Origin of the sequence: Phenylobacterium sp. (genome assembly GCF_036263695.1) — a bacterium.
Taxonomy (GTDB): domain Bacteria; phylum Pseudomonadota; class Alphaproteobacteria; order Caulobacterales; family Caulobacteraceae; genus Phenylobacterium.
In genome coordinates, this window is record NZ_DATAGM010000322.1 from 1 (window position 1) to 15,604 (window position 15,604).

At 71.0% G+C, this 15,604-nt stretch carries 17 protein-coding genes and 1 pseudogene; 8 read left to right on the forward strand and 10 right to left on the reverse strand.

Annotation, left to right across the window (positions count from 1 at the left end; translation table 11 throughout):
* Positions 1-794, forward strand: a 794-nt coding sequence (locus VHK87_RS13090; RefSeq protein WP_329635339.1) for a DUF6999 family protein, incomplete at its 5' end; no start/stop codon positions are given.
* Between the two features lie 46 nt (positions 795-840).
* On the forward strand, positions 841-1,989 hold the full coding sequence (locus tag VHK87_RS13095) for a lytic murein transglycosylase (RefSeq protein WP_329635340.1): 1,149 nt from the start codon (positions 841-843) through the stop codon (positions 1,987-1,989).
* On the opposite strand, the gene VHK87_RS13100 is transcribed toward VHK87_RS13095, so the two are convergent.
* A complete protein-coding gene (locus tag VHK87_RS13100; protein WP_329635341.1) occupies positions 1,986-2,390 on the reverse strand; it encodes a response regulator in 405 nt (134 codons plus the stop codon). The genes VHK87_RS13095 and VHK87_RS13100 overlap by 4 nt on opposite strands.
* Positions 2,391-2,558: 168 nt before the next feature.
* Here VHK87_RS13100 and VHK87_RS13105 point away from each other — a divergent pair, with 168 nt between their 5' ends.
* Entirely contained in the window at positions 2,559-3,395 is an 837-nt protein-coding gene (locus VHK87_RS13105; protein WP_329635342.1) for an alpha/beta hydrolase, read from the forward strand.
* A gap of 33 nt (positions 3,396-3,428) precedes the next feature.
* On the opposite strand, the gene VHK87_RS13110 is transcribed toward VHK87_RS13105, so the two are convergent.
* Complete coding sequence (locus tag VHK87_RS13110; RefSeq protein WP_329635343.1) at positions 3,429-4,343, reverse strand: alpha/beta hydrolase; 915 nt, start codon at positions 4,341-4,343, stop codon at positions 3,429-3,431.
* 58 nt (positions 4,344-4,401) lie between these two features.
* Here VHK87_RS13110 and VHK87_RS13115 point away from each other — a divergent pair, with 58 nt between their 5' ends.
* A complete protein-coding gene (locus VHK87_RS13115; protein WP_329635344.1) occupies positions 4,402-4,785 on the forward strand; it encodes a hypothetical protein in 384 nt (127 codons plus the stop codon).
* Between the two features lie 191 nt (positions 4,786-4,976).
* On the opposite strand, the gene VHK87_RS13120 is transcribed toward VHK87_RS13115, so the two are convergent.
* A complete protein-coding gene (locus tag VHK87_RS13120; protein WP_329635345.1) occupies positions 4,977-5,156 on the reverse strand; it encodes a hypothetical protein in 180 nt (59 codons plus the stop codon).
* Between the two features lie 291 nt (positions 5,157-5,447).
* Here VHK87_RS13120 and VHK87_RS13125 point away from each other — a divergent pair, with 291 nt between their 5' ends.
* Positions 5,448-6,407 carry a cell wall hydrolase gene (locus VHK87_RS13125; RefSeq protein WP_329635346.1) on the forward strand — a complete coding sequence of 320 codons (960 nt, stop codon included), beginning with the start codon at positions 5,448-5,450 and terminating at the stop codon, positions 6,405-6,407.
* 44 nt (positions 6,408-6,451) lie between these two features.
* On the opposite strand, the gene VHK87_RS13130 is transcribed toward VHK87_RS13125, so the two are convergent.
* Entirely contained in the window at positions 6,452-7,393 is a 942-nt protein-coding gene (locus VHK87_RS13130) for a GlxA family transcriptional regulator (RefSeq protein WP_329635347.1), read from the reverse strand.
* Between the two features lie 79 nt (positions 7,394-7,472).
* Between VHK87_RS13130 and VHK87_RS13135 the strand changes: the two genes are divergently transcribed.
* Entirely contained in the window at positions 7,473-7,715 is a 243-nt protein-coding gene (locus VHK87_RS13135; RefSeq protein WP_329635348.1) for a DUF1272 domain-containing protein, read from the forward strand.
* A 14-nt stretch (positions 7,716-7,729) separates the two neighbouring features.
* A complete protein-coding gene (locus VHK87_RS13140) occupies positions 7,730-8,419 on the forward strand; it encodes a DJ-1/PfpI family protein (protein ID WP_329635349.1) in 690 nt (229 codons plus the stop codon).
* Positions 8,420-8,453: 34 nt separating this feature from the next.
* Here VHK87_RS13140 and VHK87_RS13145 read toward each other — a convergent pair whose 3' ends face one another.
* From VHK87_RS13145 to VHK87_RS13170, 6 genes are all read right to left on the reverse strand, one after another.
* The gene (locus tag VHK87_RS13145) at positions 8,454-8,747 is read right to left on the reverse strand and encodes a hypothetical protein (protein ID WP_329635350.1); all 294 of its coding nucleotides are present in this window, start codon (positions 8,745-8,747) and stop codon (positions 8,454-8,456) included.
* A 1-nt stretch (position 8,748) separates the two neighbouring features.
* Complete coding sequence (locus VHK87_RS13150) at positions 8,749-8,958, reverse strand: hypothetical protein (RefSeq protein ID WP_329635351.1); 210 nt, start codon at positions 8,956-8,958, stop codon at positions 8,749-8,751.
* Between the two features lie 185 nt (positions 8,959-9,143).
* Positions 9,144-9,986 carry a carboxylating nicotinate-nucleotide diphosphorylase gene (gene nadC, locus VHK87_RS13155; protein WP_329635352.1) on the reverse strand — a complete coding sequence of 281 codons (843 nt, stop codon included), beginning with the start codon at positions 9,984-9,986 and terminating at the stop codon, positions 9,144-9,146.
* Entirely contained in the window at positions 9,983-11,506 is a 1,524-nt protein-coding gene (locus VHK87_RS13160) for an L-aspartate oxidase (RefSeq protein WP_329635353.1), read from the reverse strand. The genes nadC and VHK87_RS13160 overlap by 4 nt, the downstream gene beginning before the upstream one ends.
* Complete coding sequence (gene nadA / locus VHK87_RS13165; protein WP_329635354.1) at positions 11,506-12,588, reverse strand: quinolinate synthase NadA; 1,083 nt, start codon at positions 12,586-12,588, stop codon at positions 11,506-11,508. The genes VHK87_RS13160 and nadA overlap by 1 nt, the downstream gene beginning before the upstream one ends.
* A 182-nt stretch (positions 12,589-12,770) precedes the next feature.
* Positions 12,771-15,137, reverse strand: coding sequence for a hybrid sensor histidine kinase/response regulator (locus VHK87_RS13170; RefSeq protein ID WP_329635355.1), 2,367 nt, complete (start codon positions 15,135-15,137; stop codon positions 12,771-12,773).
* A 201-nt stretch (positions 15,138-15,338) separates the two neighbouring features.
* Between VHK87_RS13170 and VHK87_RS13175 the strand changes: the two are divergent.
* Positions 15,339-15,604, forward strand: a pseudogene (locus tag VHK87_RS13175) (hypothetical protein); the annotation flags it as partial.

Consider the following 15,604-nt stretch of genomic DNA (forward strand, 5'->3'; position numbering starts at 1 on the left):
TGGGCAACCGCTCCTGGTCGCGGCGGTGGATGTTCAACATCGTTCGGCCGGCGGTGTTCGCCTTCTTCCTGCTGGTGAAGATCGCGCGGGGGATCAGCCCGCACCACCCGAACCTCAACGGCTTCCTGCACCGGCTCATCCACTGGGGTCTGCGCACCTTCTGCACGCCGGAGGCCAACACCCTGATCCTGCGCCACTTCCACGTCGGCACCGAGCTCCTGGCCTTCATCAAGGCCAACGCCGGGCCGGTGCAGGTGGAGACTGTGCCGCTGCGGCCCCGCACGCTGAAAGACCTGGAGGACAACGTCTTCCTCCAGCACGACCTCAACGTGTTCAACTTCATCATCCAGCTGAACGCCTCCCTGCGCGCCCAGGGCCGCGACCTGGAGCCGGTGGAGACGCCCGACTTCTCGATGATCTCCGATGCGCCGTTCGAGCTCGCCCCGCTGCCGAAGGGGCCGCTCAACTTCGTCGACGTACAGACGGCGATCGAGGTCTACACGCCGCTCTACGCCCTGTGCCTGCCGAGGAGCGACTTCGTGCGCGCCGCCGGCTCGCTGCAGCTGGACGAGGTCGTGGCCATCTACATCGCCAAGATCCTGGGCAGCGACTACCACCTGGCCTTCATGAAGAACGGCCACCCCCTGGTGCCCCTCTCCACCCTGCAGGCCGGATACCGCCTGATGATGCACGGCCTCGACTGCGAGGGCCTGCACGGCTGGCTGCGGCTCCTGAAGCACCGTCAGGCCCAGGGGCTGCCGCTCGACCCGCGCAATCCCACTGGGGCCCCATAGAACGCCGTTCAGCGGGCGGTCAGGCGCGGCGTGTCACCAGCGTTGCATGAGAGATCCCCTGCTGAACCGCCGCCTTGTGTTGACCGGCGCGGGCGCGTTGCTCGCCGGCTGCGCCTCGCCCGCGCCGCTGCCGCCGACCCTGGCGGGGCAGACCACCACGCCCACCATCGCGCCGCCCTCGACCCCGCCGCCGCCGGTCCCGCCGCCGCCGCCCGAGGCCGCAGCCTACCTGGCTGGCGAGGACCCGCCGCTCATGCCGACCGGCGATCCCGTGCTCGACGCCTGGATCGCCCGGGTGTTCGAGGAGGGCGGCGCGGGCTGGCGGCCCTATCTGCTGCGGGCTTTCCAGAGCGTGGCCGCCAATCCGGCGGCGCTGGTCGAGGCGCAGGCCTGGCAGGCGCAGCGCCGTCGCGCTCCCATCGCACTGCTGCGCGAAGTCGTGACGCCTGAGCGCGTCGCCGAAGGCCGCCGGCGCTACCGCCAGATCGGCTGGGCCGGCACGCCTAAGGTCCCAGTTGAGGTGCTGCTGGCGATCTGGGGCGCCGAGACCGACTTCGGCCGCCGCCGGCCGCGCTTCGACCTGGTCGAGGCGATCGCCAATGCGGAGGCGCATGGGCTGGGCCGCGGCTTCGGCGAGTTCGACATCTACGAGGCCGTGACCCTGCTCGCCCTGGGCAAGGTCGACCGGGTCAAGGCGCGGGCGTTCGGCGACGGGCGCATGGGCCAGCTCGCCTGGTATCCCGACACCTATCTGCGCTGGGGCGCGGACGGCGACGGGGACGGACGCATCGACATCTGGGACGGCGATGAGGACATCTTCGCCTGCCTGCTCGGCGCCCTGCCGGGTTGGGAGACGGGCCTGCCCTGGGCCGTGGAGGTGATCGCCCCGCCGCTCGACGGCTCGGACCCGATGCAGCTGCGGATGGCGCGCAGCCCCTGGCGGCCGCTCTCTGCGGTCCGCCGCGCCGACGGACGGGCGTGGACCCTCGCCGAGCAGCGGGCTGGGGGCGGCGACCTGATCGCGCCGTTCGGGCGGGACGGGCCGAGCTTCCTCGCCTTCCGGAACCTGATGCCGCTTGGGTCGGTCGGCGACGCCGTCAACCGCTACGATCAGGCCGCGGTGCAGGCCTGGGGCGTGGCGGTGGGCCAGCTGGCCAACGAGATCGCTGGCGCCCCGCCGCTCACCGTCCGCTAGGCCGCGAACAGCTCCAGACCGGGGGGGAGGGGACGAGCCGGCTCACGGCCGTTCTTCAGCGCGTCGGCGATGGGTATGGTCTTGCAGAGCACCGACAGGTCGAACGGCTTGTGCAGCATGCCGAGCGCCGCCTCGCAGTTTCGCCGCGCCTCCAGCGCTTGGCCGCTGACGAAGATGCAGGCGATCCCCATCGCCTTCATGCGCCAGGCCAGCGCGACGCCCGCGCCCGCATATTCGAGGTTGATGTCGATCAGGGCCAGGTCCGGCCGACGCCGGGCGACGATGTCATCGGCCTCCGCGGCGGAGATGGCCGGCCCCATCACCTCGTGGCCCGCATCCTCGAGCTCGGCCGCCGAGGCGCATCCGATGATGGGGTCATCTTCGACGATCAGAACCAGCATGGCGGCGTTCCTTCGTCCCAGACACAAGCCTTGTTGGAGCTTGGTTAATGGAGTGTGAAGCGAGTCGGCGATGGGGACACGGCTGTCCCGGGGGCGGGGGCGGCTTATAGTCGGGCGGCGACGCCGAATCCACCGCTTGGCCGCACAACCTTGTTGAGAGATTTCGAGATGGCCGATACGGCGCCGGTGCGTTGGCCGGAAGGGTATTTCACGGTCCGGGACGGGACGCGGCTGCACTACGTCCATGCGGGCGAGGGCGTGCCGGTGATCCTGATCCACGGCGCCCGGGGCAGCGCCATCGGCAACTGGTTCTCCAACGGCATCGCGCCGAGGCTGTCTGAGACCAATAAGGTCTACGCCCTCGACATGCGCGGCCACGGCCTGTCCGAAGGCAGCCGCCACGGCCACCTGCACATGGCCCACGACGTGCTCGAGTTCATGGACCAGATGGGCATCGAGAGGGCCCACGTGGCCGGCTACTCGATGGGCGGCGGGGTGATGCTGCAGATGCTGGCCCGCGCGCCCGAGCGGTTCATCACCGCCTGTTTCCAGGGCTCCGGGGTGTCCGAGACGGCCGCCTGGAAGGACAAGGTCCCGCCCGACGTGGAGGGCCAGGACCCTGACCAGGCCAAGGCCGAGGCCCTCGTCCAGGCCCGCCGGGCCGCCAAGGGCGAGGAGGTCGGCAACCACTTCGAGAAGATGCGCGAGAGCGTCGCCAAGGTGGTCGGCGAGAAGGGCGCCAAGGCCATGGAGGAGATGGCCGGCCGCTTCCAGGCCCAGCTGCTCGGCGTCGACCTGACGAAGATCGACTTCCCGGTGATGGCCATCAACGGCGAATACGACCGCCCCAATGCGCGCACCCACCGCCTGGCGCGCGAGCTGAAGGACTTCACCAATGTCGTCCTGCCGGGCAAGGGCCACCTGACGGCGATGATGGCCGGCTTCATCCCGCAGCTCTACGTCGAGAGCTACGCGCAGTTCGTGGCCCGGCATAACCCTCGGTGAGCGTTTCTTTCCCTCATGAACGAGAGGAAGGGCTCACTCCACCGGCCGCGCCGCTAGCCAATCCTTGATCGTCCGGTTCACCAGCTCCGGCGCGTCGGCCTGCACGAAGTGGCCGGCGCCGGGGACCATCACCAGGGTGGTGTCGGCCTCGACGAAGGTCCAGGCGCTGTTGTGGCCGGCGGCCATCAGGCTGGTGTCGTTTACGCCGTGGACGATCAGCGTCGGCGCCTTGACCTTCGGCATGGCCTGGGCGCGGACGTTGGCCTCCGCCGCGGCCGCCTCGTCCTTGGGGTAGTTGGCCCGGTACAGGTTCATCATCGCGGCGAAGTCGGAGCGCTTGTAGGCTTCGACGTAGCGAGCCTTCTGGGCCGGGTCTTTGACCCAGTCCGCCATGCCTTCGGCCGACAGGGCGGCCTCGGAGCCCGGCTTCATGAAGTTGCGCGCGTACTCGGCGTTGCGCTGCTGCTGCGGGTTGGTGGCGAGCTCGCGGCTCAGGCCGGCTGGATGCGGCGTCGAGAGCACCACCAGCCGCTGCACCAGTTCCGGCCGCTCCGTGGCGACCCGCCAGGCGATGCCGCCGCCCCAGTCGTGCCCGACGACGATCGCGCTCTGGCGGCCCTCGGCCCGGATCACCGCCGCCACGTCGGCGATAAGGTGCGGGTAGGTGTAGGCGTCCACGCCCTTCGGCTTGTCCGACAGGTTCCAGCCGCGCAGGTCCATGGCGGCGACGCGGTAGCCCTCGTCCAGCTCGTCCATCAGCGGGCGCCAGGTGTGCCAGGTGTCCCCGAACCCGTGGATCAACACGACCAGCGGCCCCTCGCCGGCCGCCGTGTAGTGGATCTTCACGCCCGCGTTGTCCGCATAGCGATCCTGGAACACCGGCTCGGCGGCGGCCGGCGCGGCCAGCAGTGCGGCGGCGAGCGCCAGGCCTGCAAGTGCTCGGATCATGTACGCCTCCCTTGCGAGAGCTATAGCACGGGCGCCGCAGCCGGGCTTAACTGGAGGCATGACCGAGAACCACCAGTCCGTCGCCGCGGCCATGGCTTGCCTCGACGAGTTCATGCGGGCCTTCAACGCGCGCGACGTGAAGGCCTTCGAGGCGACCTTCAACTTCCCCAGCGTCAGGCTGGCCTCGGGCAGGCTGGTGATCATCGAGCCCGGCTATCACCAGCCGGAGATGTTCGATCGCGGCCCGCTGGCCGACTGGGACCACTCGGCCTGGGAGCGGCGGGCGGTGATCCACGCCGGCGCTGACAAAGTGCACATCGACACCCGCTTCACGCGCTACCGCAGGGATGGCACGGTGATCGGCGGCTTCGACAGCGTGTACGTGGTGACGCTGGAGGACGGCCACTGGGGCGTGAAAATCCGCTCCAGCTTCGCGCCCTAGGCCGGGTTGCGCTCAGGCGCCGGCGCTCGCCGCCATGAAGATGACGACGGCCAGCACCACGACGGCCAACATGATGTGCCGCACCGCGACATCCCCCGAACAGCAGCTCCCAGGAGCGCCATACAGGGGACATGCCTAAGGCCGCATGATCCGAAAGGACTAACGCGGCCTTAGGCTTGTTCGGTCGGCGGTTATTCGCCTTGAGACTTGCTAATGGCGGTGCCGGCGGCCGCGCCCGCAGCGGCGCCCACCGGCCCGCCGACGACCGCGCCTGCGACGGCGCCGGTGGCGGCCCTCTGCTCGGTGTTATGGCCGCAGGCGGCGAGGGTCAGAGCCAGCCCCGCTGCGAGGAGGACGAGGGGGGTGCGCATAGTGGGTCTCCGTTGACTGCGGGCCGATAACGGCTCCGAAAAGCCAAGGTTCCCGAGGTATTTAGACCAGAGTGTGGCAGGCATAGCGGTGCAGCCTGTTAACCCTGCGTTGATCTTTTCGGTTGCGAAATTGTAAGTCCTTGCGCATAAGCAAGGCTCTACTGCGACGATACTCGTCCCTGGATTTGATCGGGGCGGGGCCCGTCGATGGACGCCGCCAGCAAGTGCAGGGGCCTCCGTCGGCACGAGAGTTGGGGGGCGCATTGGCCCTCGCCGCACGGGATAATAGTTTTGCTTTCTTTGATTAAGGCGCGCGTCGATGGACGTGCGTTTCTCAGCGCCGCATTGGTCGGCTCCGGCGTCGGCGCCTGCCTGGGCGCCGCCTTCTTGGCCGGCGGCCTGATCGGCGACGTGGAAACGCGTCCCGCCGTCTCTGGGGTCGAGCAGCTGTCGCTGCGCGGTCCGCTGCCTCCTCCGGGCGTCAACCTCACCCATAGCGCCGGCGGGGCCGAAAAGGTTTCGGTCAATCTGCCGGCGGCCCCGGCGCCCCAGCCGCCGCCGATCGCCGCCGAGGCGCGCAAGGTCGCGCCCGCCAAGCCGTTCCACGGGGCCGGCGCCAGTGAGCTGGAGTGCCTGACTCAGGCGGTCTACTTCGAGGCCCGCGGCGAAGGCTCGCGCGGCCAGGCGGCGGTCGCCCAGGTGGTGCTGAACCGCGTGCGCCACCCGGCCTTCCCGAAGTCGGTCTGCGCGGTGGTCTTCCAGGGCGCCAGCCGGAGCAAGGGCTGCCAGTTCAGCTTCGCCTGCAACGGCGCCATGAAGGCCCGCAAGGAAAGCGCCGCCTGGCGCGAGGCCCGCCAGATCGCCAGCCGCGCCCTCTCGGGCGTCGTCATGGCCGAGGTGGGCTCGGCGACCCATTTCCACACCACCCATGTGCGGCCCAAGTGGGGGCCGCAGCTGTCGCGCGTCGCCCAGGTGGGCCTGCACGTCTTCTACCGGCTCGGCCGCGGCGGCTCCTACGCGAAGCCGCAAGCGGAGGAGACGGAGACGGTCTACGCCCGGCTTGATCCGTCGCAGGACGCCGCCGCCCAGGCCGCCAGCGCGGACGTCAAGCTGACCTCCGCCCCGCTGCCGGAGGGCGCGGCGCCGCAGGTCGAGGCCGCCAAGCCCGCCGAGGCCGCCCCGCCGCAGATCACCCCCGCCGACGCCGCCGCCAAGCCTGCGTCGGACACGGCCAGCGCGACGGCGTCGTAAGGACTGCTTCCTTCCTCTCCCGTGAACGGGAGAGGAAAGGCGCCTCACACCCGCGCCGCCCGGCGCAGAGCCTGAGGCGGCTGGCCGAAGGCGCGCAGGAAGGCCCGGCGCATGCGTTCGGGATCGCCGAAGCCGGCGGCGGCGGCGACCTGCTCGATCGGCTCGGCCGAGGCCTCCACCCGCTCGCGGGCGACCTCCAGGCGAAGGCGCTCCAGCGCCTTGGCCGGCGTCAGGCCGGTCTCCGCCTGGAACGCCCGGGCGAAGTGGCGCGGGCTCATGGCGGCGGCTTCCGCCATCGCCTCCACCGTCAGCCGGCGGGCGAGGTTGTCCCGCATCCAGGCCAGCAGGCGGGCGAAGCGGCCGCTCGCCCCGCCCATCTCCACCAGCGCCGAGAACTGCGACTGGCCGCCGGGCCGCCTGTGGTAGACGACCAGCTGCTGGGCCGTCTGCCGAGCGATCTCGGCGCCCAGGTCTTCCTCGATCAGCGCAAGCGCCAGGTCGATGCCCGCCGTGATGCCGGCCGAGGTCCACACGCCCCCGTCGCGCACAAAGATCCGGTCCGGCTCCAGCCGCACCTGCGGGTAGCGCCGGGCGAAGTCGGGGCAGCGATGCCAATGGGTGGTCGCCCGCCGCCCGTCCAGCAGTCCCGCCTCGGCCAGCAGGAAGGCCCCTGAGCAGACGCTAGCCACCCGCCGCGCCCCCGGCGCTCGCGCCTGGATCAGCGCCCGCGTCCGCTGGCAATGGACCAGCTCGCGCGTGCCGTTGCCGCCGGCCACCAGCAGGGTGTCGAGCGGGCCGTCAGGCATCGGCTGCGCCTGCATGGAGGCGCCCGAGGAGCTGGCCACCAGCCCAGGATCCAGCGCGGTGACCACGATGTCATAGGCCCCGCCCGCCAGCCGATGAGCCACCTCGAAAGCGCCGATCGGCCCGGCCGCATCCAGCAGCTGGAACTCGGGGAAGATCAGCACGGCGATGTGGCGGGGCATGGCTATAAACGAGGGAAGATTGTCATTTCGGACGCAAGCTAGGCCGAGCAGGATGGCGACGTCAAATGGAGAGCCGCCCATGCTCGAGCTGCGTCCCAACTGCGAGTGCTGCGACCGCGACCTTTCGCCGGACAGCTCCGACGCGCGGATTTGCACCTTCGAATGCACCTTCTGCGCCGACTGCGTGGAGACCCGGCTCGGCGGCGTCTGCCCCAACTGCGGCGGAAACTTCGCGCCGCGGCCGATCCGACCGGCCCACCTGCTGATTGCCCGCCCGCCGTCCACCACGCGTGTGCGGTCCGCCAAGCCCGCCTGCGCCTGAGAAGGAGTCTCCCCATGGCTGAGAGCACCCAGATCGTCATCCCGCTCTATCCGGGCGTCACCCATCTCGACTTCACCGGACCGCACCAGGTGCTCTGCCGGCTGCCGGGGGTGCAGGTCGTCGTCGCCTCGGTCGGGGCTAAGGACATCGACGCCGACGGCCTGACCTTCGGCGGCCTGGCCGACCTCGCCAAGGTGGAGCACGCCGATGTGCTCTGCGTGCCTGGCGGCCTCGGCGCGACCGAGGCCATGCTGGACGAGCCCTATATGGCGCAGGTGAACCGCCTCGCGGCGGGCGCGAAGTATCTGACCAGCGTCTGCACGGGGTCGCTGATCCTGGCCGCCACTGGTCGGCTGCGCGGCAAGCGCGCCGCCTGCCATTGGGCCTGGCGCGAGCTCTTGGAGCCCTTCGGCGCCATCGTCGACGAGAGCCGGGTGGCGCGCGACGGGAACATCATCACCGGCGGCGGCGTGACCGCCGGGATCGACTTCGCCCTGGTCCTGGCCGCTGAACTGGCCGGCGAGGAGACCGCGCGGGCCATCCAGCTGACCCTGGAGTACGCCCCCGCGCCGCCGTTCGACTCCGGCCGGCCCGAGACCGCGACGCCGGAGACCCGCGTGCGCATCGCTCGCGTCTTCGAAGGCCTGATGCCCGACCGCCGCGCCGCGGCGCTCGAGGCGGCGCGGCGGCTGGAGACGGTCTGACTTCCTCCACCGCAAAGCGGCGGAGGAAGCAAGTTTAGTGCTCCGTCCGGTCCCGGGTCTCGGGAGTCGGCATCGGGCCGGCGTTGCCGCGGTCGGAGTTGGGCGTGCGGCGCTGCTCGGAGTTCTGCTCGAAGTCGCTCTTCAGCTGCGGGTCGTGGCTGTGGCGGCTGTCGCGCTCGCCGCCTCCACCCGAGACATGGCTGAATTGGATGTTCGTCGGCTCGTCGGGACCGGGCTTGGTGCGCGGATCTGGCCGCTCCTCGTTGCGGTCCTCGTGGCTCGCGCCCGGGCCGCCCCAGCGGTCGGTATTGGGATGCTTGTGCGGCATGTCAGCGGTCCTGCTGGTAGCCCTGGTGATGGGTGTTCTGGTTGATGTTCCCGTGCCGGCCCTGTTCCTTCAGGTTGACGTCGTCGTCACCCGGCTGGCTGGACTGCAGGTCGGTGACCTCGTCGCGGCGGCCTTGGGTGTCGCCCTCGATGTGAGGCTTCTCGCCCGGGTGAGAGCGCTGATCCGGCGGGATGGGGGGCGCTTTGGACATGAGGTGCTCCTCCGTGTGGACTAGGGGAACACGGGCGCGCAGGGGATGTTCCGGGCTAATATCCTCCCCCGCAGCAGAGGGGGACCGCCAAGCGGTGGAGGGGGCGCGCACGCACCGACTCTTAGTCCTTGAACCCCCTCAGTCCCTTCGGGACGGCTTCCCCCTAGCCGGGAGCATCTTCGGGCCTAGGCGTCGAGCCCGATGTCCAGCACGGGCGCGGAGTGGGTGAGGGCGCCGACGCTGATGATGTCGACCCCGGTCCCGGCGATGGCCCGGACGGTGTCGAGGTTGACGCCGCCGGAGGCTTCCAGCACGGCGCGGCCGGCGGTGCGGGCGACGGCCTCGCGGAGCTGGTCGGGGGTGAAGTTATCGAGCATCACCACGTCGGGACCGTGCTTCAGGGCCTCGTCGAGCTGCTCGAGGGTGTCGACCTCCACCTCCACCTTCACCAGGTGGCCGGCGAAGGCGCGCGCCCGACGGACGGCTTCACCCACCGAACCGCAGGCGGCGATGTGGTTGTCCTTGATGAGGATGGCGTCGTCGAGGCCGAAGCGGTGGTTCACCCCGCCGCCGCAGCGAACGGCGTACTTCTCCAGATGCCGCAGGCCCGGCGTCGTCTTGCGGGTGTCGACGATCTGGGCGCGCGTGCCGGCGACCGCGTCCACGTAGAGGCGGGTGAGCGAGGCGATGCCGCTCATCCGGCCCATCAGGTTCAGCGCCGTCCGCTCGGCGGCGAGCAGGGCGCGGGCGTTGGCCTCCACCTTGGCGACCACCGCGCCGGGCTCGACCCGCTCGCCGTCAGCGGCCGTGGCCGCGAAGGTGGCGTGCGGATCCAGCGCCAGGATAGCCAGGCGGGCGCAGTCCAGGCCGGACAGCACGCCGGCCTTGCGCACGCCGAAGGTCGCCGCCAGCACGGCGTCCGCCGGCACGCAGGCCTGAGCGGTGATGTCGCCGGCCCGGCCGAGGTCCTCGGCGAGGGCGGCGCGGACCACCGGCTCGACCAAGAGGTCGGGAAGCGGTTCGATCATTCGGCGGCGAAGCGCAGGGCGGCGCTGGCCGGGATGTCCGACAGGGTCACGAAGGTGCGCTTGGCGGGCGCCAGCTCCGGGAAGTCGGCCCGGAAGTGGCCGCCGCGGCTTTCCTGGCGCTCCAGGGCGCAGGCGCCGACCAGGCGGGCCGCGACGAGCTCCGGCGCCCGTCCGTAGCGGGCTTCCAACGCGTCCACCTCGCCCAGCAGGCGGGTGAGGCCGGCCGCCTCGCGGATCACGCCCGCATCGCGGCTCATCGCTAGGCGCAGGCCCTGCAGCGCCGCGTGAGGAAGTTCGGGCGCCGGCGCCGTCTTCAGCGGCCGTCCCTCGGGCGCGGTCTCCTCGCGGGCGGCTTCGCCGGCCCGGCGGCCGAACACGGCCGCTTCCAGCAGCGAGTTGGAGGCCAGGCGGTTGGCCCCGTGCACGCCGGTGGAGGCGGCCTCGCCCGCGGCGTAGAGACCGTTCAACGTCGTGCGGCCGTGCGCGTCGGTGACGATCCCGCCCATGTGGTAGTGGCAGGCCGGCGCGACCGGGATCGGCTGCGTGCGCGGGTCGATTCCGCCTGACAGGCAGGCGGCGAAGACGGCCGGGAACTCATGCGGGAAGTGGTCGCCTACCGCCTCGCGCGCGTCCAGGAAAGCGCCGCGGCCGGCCTGGAGCTCGGCGTGGATCGCGCGGGCCACCACGTCGCGCGGAGCGAGCTCGGCGTCGGGATGGTAGCGCGCCATGAAGGCCTCGCCGGCCGCATTGATCAGCTTGGCGCCTTCGCCGCGCAGGGCCTCGGTGGCCAGAGGAGCGGGGTCGCGGCCGATGTCGATGGCCGTGGGGTGGAACTGCACGAACTCTGGATCGCCGATCACGGCGCCGGCCAGGGCCGCCAGTCCGAGGCCTTCGCCGCGCAGCTCGGCGGGGGTGGTGGTCACGCCGTAGAGGCCGCCGATCCCGCCGGTCGCCAGCACCACCGCCGAGGCGGTGATCTCGACGAGCTTGCCGCTGTGCTGGGCGATCACGCCGCGCACGCGGCCCTGCGCGTCCTGAATGAGGCCGCGCAGCTTGAAGCCCGGACGGACCGTCACGTGCCGGGCCGCGAGGGCGGCCGTGCTGATCGCCTCCATGATCGCCCGGCCGGCCTGGTCGCCCTTCACCCGGGCGACGCGCGCGCGGCTGTGGGCCGCTTCCAGGCTTTGGGCGAAGCCGCCGTCCGCCGTGCGGTCGAACGGCGCGCCCAGCTCCGCCAGCAGGCGGACCGCCTCGGCGCCTTGCTCGGCCAGCAGCCGGGCCATGGCCCGGTCCACCAGACCGGCGCCGGCGTCGACGGTGTCCTTGGCGTGCAGCTCGGCGGCGTCATCCTGCGACAGGGCGGCGGCGACGCCGCCCTGAGCCCAGGCGGACGAGCAGCCGTGGTTGATCGGCGCGCCGGTCAGGACCAGCGCCTTGCGCGGCGCGGCGGCCAGGGCTGCGGAGAGGCCCGCGAGCCCTGCGCCGACGACCAGCACGCCGTCGTGCGCGATGCGCTCCATCAGATCAGCTCCACGTCGACGTGGTGGCGGGCCTTCACGAGGTCGTAGCGGGCCGGGATCGCGGGCGGGGGCAGGTCGACCATCCGCTGCACGGCCAACCTGGCGCGGTCGGCGATCGCGGGATCGACGGTGACCTCGTAGCGGTCGTGCAGCAGCGCCTCGTAGATGTTCTGCAGGCTGATGCGCTTCATGTGCGGGCACAGGTTACAAGGCCGCACGAACTCGGTCTCCGGCGCGTCGCAGGCGACGTTGTCGGCCATCGAGCACTCGGTGATCAGCACCACCTGCTTCGGCTTGCGCTGGATGACGTAGTCGTTCATCGCCGCCGTCGAGCCGGCGAAGTCGGAGACTTCCAGCACCTCGGCCGGGCATTCCGGATGGGCCAGGATCTCGGCGCCCGGATAGGCCTCGCGCAGCTCCAGGATGTCCGCCGCGGTGAACCGCTCGTGGACCTCGCAGCGGCCCTGCCAGGCGATGATGCCGATATGGGTCTGCCGGGCCACGTTGCGGGCCAGGAACTCGTCGGGGATCAGGATCACCCGGTCGACGCCCCATTCGCGGGCCACGTGCTCGACCACCTGCACCGCATTGGCGCTGGTGCAGCAGACGTCGGTCTCGGCCTTCACGTCGGCGGTGGTGTTGACGTAGGTGACCACCGGCAGGCCCGGATAGCGCTGCTTGATCAGGCGCACGTCGGCGCCGGTGATCGAGGAGGCGAGGGAGCAGCCGGCCAGCAGGTCGGGGATCAGCACCTTCTTCTCGGGCGCGAGGATCTTGGAGGTCTCGGCCATGAAGTGCACGCCGGCCTGGATGATCACCGCCGCGTCCGACTTGGCCGCTTCCTTGGCCAGGCCCAGGCTGTCGCCCACGTAGTCGCCGACGCCGTGGAAGATCTCCGGCGTCATGTAATTGTGAGCCAGGATGACCGCGTTCTTCTCCCGCTTCAGCCGGTTGATCTCGGCGATCAGCGGGGCTTGGAAGCGCCACTCCATAGGGGTGACGTGCTTCTGGACCTTGTTCCAAAGGGTGTGGGTCGCGGCCTCGACCTCGGGGGTGAAGGCGAACTGAGTACCGTCGGCCATGTCGCGTCCCTCCTTATGCTCAATTTGAGCATTTCTCCGGCCTAAGAAAACGCCTCGGGGGCTCCCTGACCTGGGTCCCGTCGGCGTCTGATATGCTCAAATCGAGCATAACCGGTAAGGGACATATAGACCGGGAGGACCGCGGTGCCAAGGGGCCTTCGGCCGAATTCGGCGAACCGCGGTCAGGCGGGCTGCGCGGGCCGCTCCAGCGCCTGGTCGATCATCCGGGCAAGCGCCTCGGCCGAGTAGGGCTTGCGCAGCAGCGGCCAGGGCGCGCGCTCGGCGGGACCGAGCACTTCGCCGGTGTAGCCGGAGCTCAGGATCACCGGCAGGCCGGGGCGCATCCGGGTCGCCTCCTGCGCGAGGTCGACGCCGCTGCGGCCGCCCGGCATGACCAGGTCGGTGAGCAGCAGATCCACGGCCGCCCCCTCGCGCAGCACCTGCAGCCCGGCCTCGACCTCGCTGGCGCGGATCACCTGGTGGCCGAGCTCCTCGAGCATTGCGGTCACGAGGTCACCGACTTCCAGATCGTCCTCCACCAGCAAGACACGCAGGTGCGGGCCCTCACTGCGGTCCTTGTCCAGGGTCACTTCCTCCCCGCCCGCGGCGGCCTGGCTGGACCTGGGCAGGTAGAGGCGCACCGAGCTGCCCTTGCCCACGGCGCTCTCGATGGCCACCCCGCCGCCGCTCTGCCGCGCGAAGCCATAGACCTGCGACAGGCCAAGTCCCGTGCCCTTGCCCACCTCCTTGGTGGTGAAGAAGGGCTCGAAGACCCGGCCCAGCACCTCCGGCGCCATCCCGACGCCGGTGTCGTGCACCACCACGCAGACGTAGTCGCCGGCGTCCACCTCCTCCACCTGGCCGCGGTCCAGGCTGCAGGGGTGGGTCTCGATGCGGATGGCGCCGCCGCCGGTCACCGCGTCCCGGGCGTTCACCGCCAAGTTCATAAGCGCCGCTTCGAACTGAGAGGGGTCGATCAGGGCGACGGCGCCCGGCGCGTTCGGCTCGACCGTCAGGCTGACCGCCTCGCCGACGGCGCGGCGCAGCAGCGGCTCGCTCTCGGCCAGCAGATCGTCGATGCACATGAGCTGCGGTTTCAGCGCCTGACGGCGGGCGAAGGACAGCAGCTGGTTGGTCAGCCGCTCCCCGCGCCGGGCGGCGCCGAGGGCCGCCTCCAGCATGCGGTCGCGACGCGCCGCGTCGGCCGGATGGCGCTGGATCAGGTCCAGGGCCCCGATGATCACCGTCAGCAGGTTGTTGAAGTCGTGGGCCACCCCGCCGGTCAGCTGGCCGACCGCCTCCAGCTTCTGGGCCCGCCGCAGGGCCGCCTCGGCCTGGTCGCGCTCGGCCAGCGCGGCCTGCACCCGGTCGGCGAGCAGCTCGTTGATCCGCTTCAGGTCCGCCTCGGCCTGCTTGGCGTCGGTCACGTCGAAGCCGATGCCGATGAATCCCTCGAACTCGCCGGAGGGGGCGTACCTCGGCTGCGAGACGGAGCGGATCCAGCGGTACTCTCCGTCCGCGCGCCGGTAGCGCGCCTCCAGGGTGAACTGCTGGCGGGAAGCTTCGCCCGCCACCTGCTCGGCCAGGATCCTGTCCAAGTCGTCCGGGTGGAGCCGCTTGCGCCAGTCGAAGCTGAGCGCCGCGTCATAGCTCTCGCCGAGAAATTCCACGTAAGCCTTGTTGGCGAACTCCCGCTGCCCGCCCTTGCGGGTCACCCACATCAGCACCGGCGCGCTGTCGGCCAGGGCGCGGAACCGCGCCTCGCTCTGGCGTACCTGCTCGTAGGCGGCCTGCCGATCGGTGACGTCCATGTTGACGCCGACCGCCCGGATGGGGCGCCCTGCCTGGTCCATGATCAGTTCGCCGCGTGAGAGCACCCAACGCACCGAGCCGTCCGGCCAGACAACCCGGTAGGTGAATGGCTCGAACACCCCGTCTTCGCGCCCCCGGCGGATGATCTCTGTGACCCTGGCCCGATCGTCCGGGTGGGTGGTTTCCAGCAGCCGCTCGAAGGTCGGCTCGGCGCTGCGCGGAACCCCGAGGTTGCGGTAGGTGGTCGGCGACCAGTACCCCTCGCCGGCGACGAGGTCCCAGTCCCACAGGCCGACTCCGCCGGCCTCCTGCGCCAGCTGCAGGCGCGCCTCGCTGCGGTCCAGCGCCGCCTGGATGGACGCCTGGCGCTGGTTGGCTTCGGCCAGCCGCATCAGCGCCTCGCGCAGCGCCGTCGCGACGAGGACCGTGAACGAGCCCGAGATCGCCAGCAGGATGGCGAGGTTGCGGACCAGCCCGTCCCGAATCGGCGGCGGCGAGACCAGCATCAGGGCGAGCTCGGCGCCCAGCGCCAGCCAACCCCAGCGAGGGCCGGCGTAAAGCGCGATCAGCATCAGCGCTGGATAGGTGGTGGCGATCCCGAACCCGCCGTGACGGCCGAGTGCGAGGTCCCGCACCGCGAGCGCGATCAGCATCGCCGCGGCGGTGATCAGCAGCGACTGCCACCACCGCGGGGCGCCCTTTGGAACCAGCCGCAGGGGCCATGTCGTCGGCGCCATGCCTCGGGCTCTACTCTCCGGTTTGCGGCCACCGACCATGCGGTGGCCGGGTCCCCAGCGCAACCGTACAGTTCGCGGCGGCCAAACGTGCAGCGGTGCAAGGCCTTGCGGTGGGAGGGGGCGATGTCCACCTTTCGCCCTACGACCTGTGGTAAGGGGTTGCGTCCGTCGGGGGCGTCCCGGCATCGAAGCGGAGCGAGAGTGGCCAGCCCGAGGCTTCATATCGGCGTGCGCGGCGTGTTCGCCTCGGCCATCGCGGCCGTGGCGCTGCTCGGCTGCATGACCAGCCGGGAAGAAGCCCGCCGCGGCGACCCGCCGACGGTCTCCGACCTCACGGACGCGGGCCTGGCGCGCTACACCGCGGACATGGACCACGCCATGCTGGCGCTGGCCCGCCGGCACGATCCGGCGAAGAAGCCGGACCTGTGGGGCCGCACCGAGGGTTGGGCCTCGCTGGACCTGGCCGA

Bases quoted from the DNA above. Each gene is read 5' to 3' on its own strand.
- VHK87_RS13095 (WP_329635340.1), top strand. From the start codon at position 841: ATGAGAGATCCCCTGCTGAACCGCCGCCTTGTGTTGACCGGCGCGGGC.
- VHK87_RS13100 (WP_329635341.1), bottom strand. From the start codon at position 2,390: ATGCTGGTTCTGATCGTCGAAGATGACCCCATCATCGGATGCGCCTCG.
- VHK87_RS13105 (WP_329635342.1), top strand. From the start codon at position 2,559: ATGGCCGATACGGCGCCGGTGCGTTGGCCGGAAGGGTATTTCACGGTC.
- VHK87_RS13110 (WP_329635343.1), bottom strand. From the start codon at position 4,343: ATGATCCGAGCACTTGCAGGCCTGGCGCTCGCCGCCGCACTGCTGGCC.
- VHK87_RS13115 (WP_329635344.1), top strand. From the start codon at position 4,402: ATGACCGAGAACCACCAGTCCGTCGCCGCGGCCATGGCTTGCCTCGAC.
- VHK87_RS13120 (WP_329635345.1), bottom strand. From the start codon at position 5,156: ATGCGCACCCCCCTCGTCCTCCTCGCAGCGGGGCTGGCTCTGACCCTC.
- VHK87_RS13130 (WP_329635347.1), bottom strand. From the start codon at position 7,393: ATGCCCCGCCACATCGCCGTGCTGATCTTCCCCGAGTTCCAGCTGCTG.
- VHK87_RS13135 (WP_329635348.1), top strand. From the start codon at position 7,473: ATGCTCGAGCTGCGTCCCAACTGCGAGTGCTGCGACCGCGACCTTTCG.
- VHK87_RS13140 (WP_329635349.1), top strand. From the start codon at position 7,730: ATGGCTGAGAGCACCCAGATCGTCATCCCGCTCTATCCGGGCGTCACC.
- VHK87_RS13145 (WP_329635350.1), bottom strand. From the start codon at position 8,747: ATGCCGCACAAGCATCCCAATACCGACCGCTGGGGCGGCCCGGGCGCG.
- VHK87_RS13150 (WP_329635351.1), bottom strand. From the start codon at position 8,958: ATGTCCAAAGCGCCCCCCATCCCGCCGGATCAGCGCTCTCACCCGGGC.
- nadC (WP_329635352.1), bottom strand. From the start codon at position 9,986: ATGATCGAACCGCTTCCCGACCTCTTGGTCGAGCCGGTGGTCCGCGCC.
- VHK87_RS13160 (WP_329635353.1), bottom strand. From the start codon at position 11,506: ATGGAGCGCATCGCGCACGACGGCGTGCTGGTCGTCGGCGCAGGGCTC.
- nadA (WP_329635354.1), bottom strand. From the start codon at position 12,588: ATGGCCGACGGTACTCAGTTCGCCTTCACCCCCGAGGTCGAGGCCGCG.
- VHK87_RS13170 (WP_329635355.1), bottom strand. From the start codon at position 15,137: ATGGCGCCGACGACATGGCCCCTGCGGCTGGTTCCAAAGGGCGCCCCG.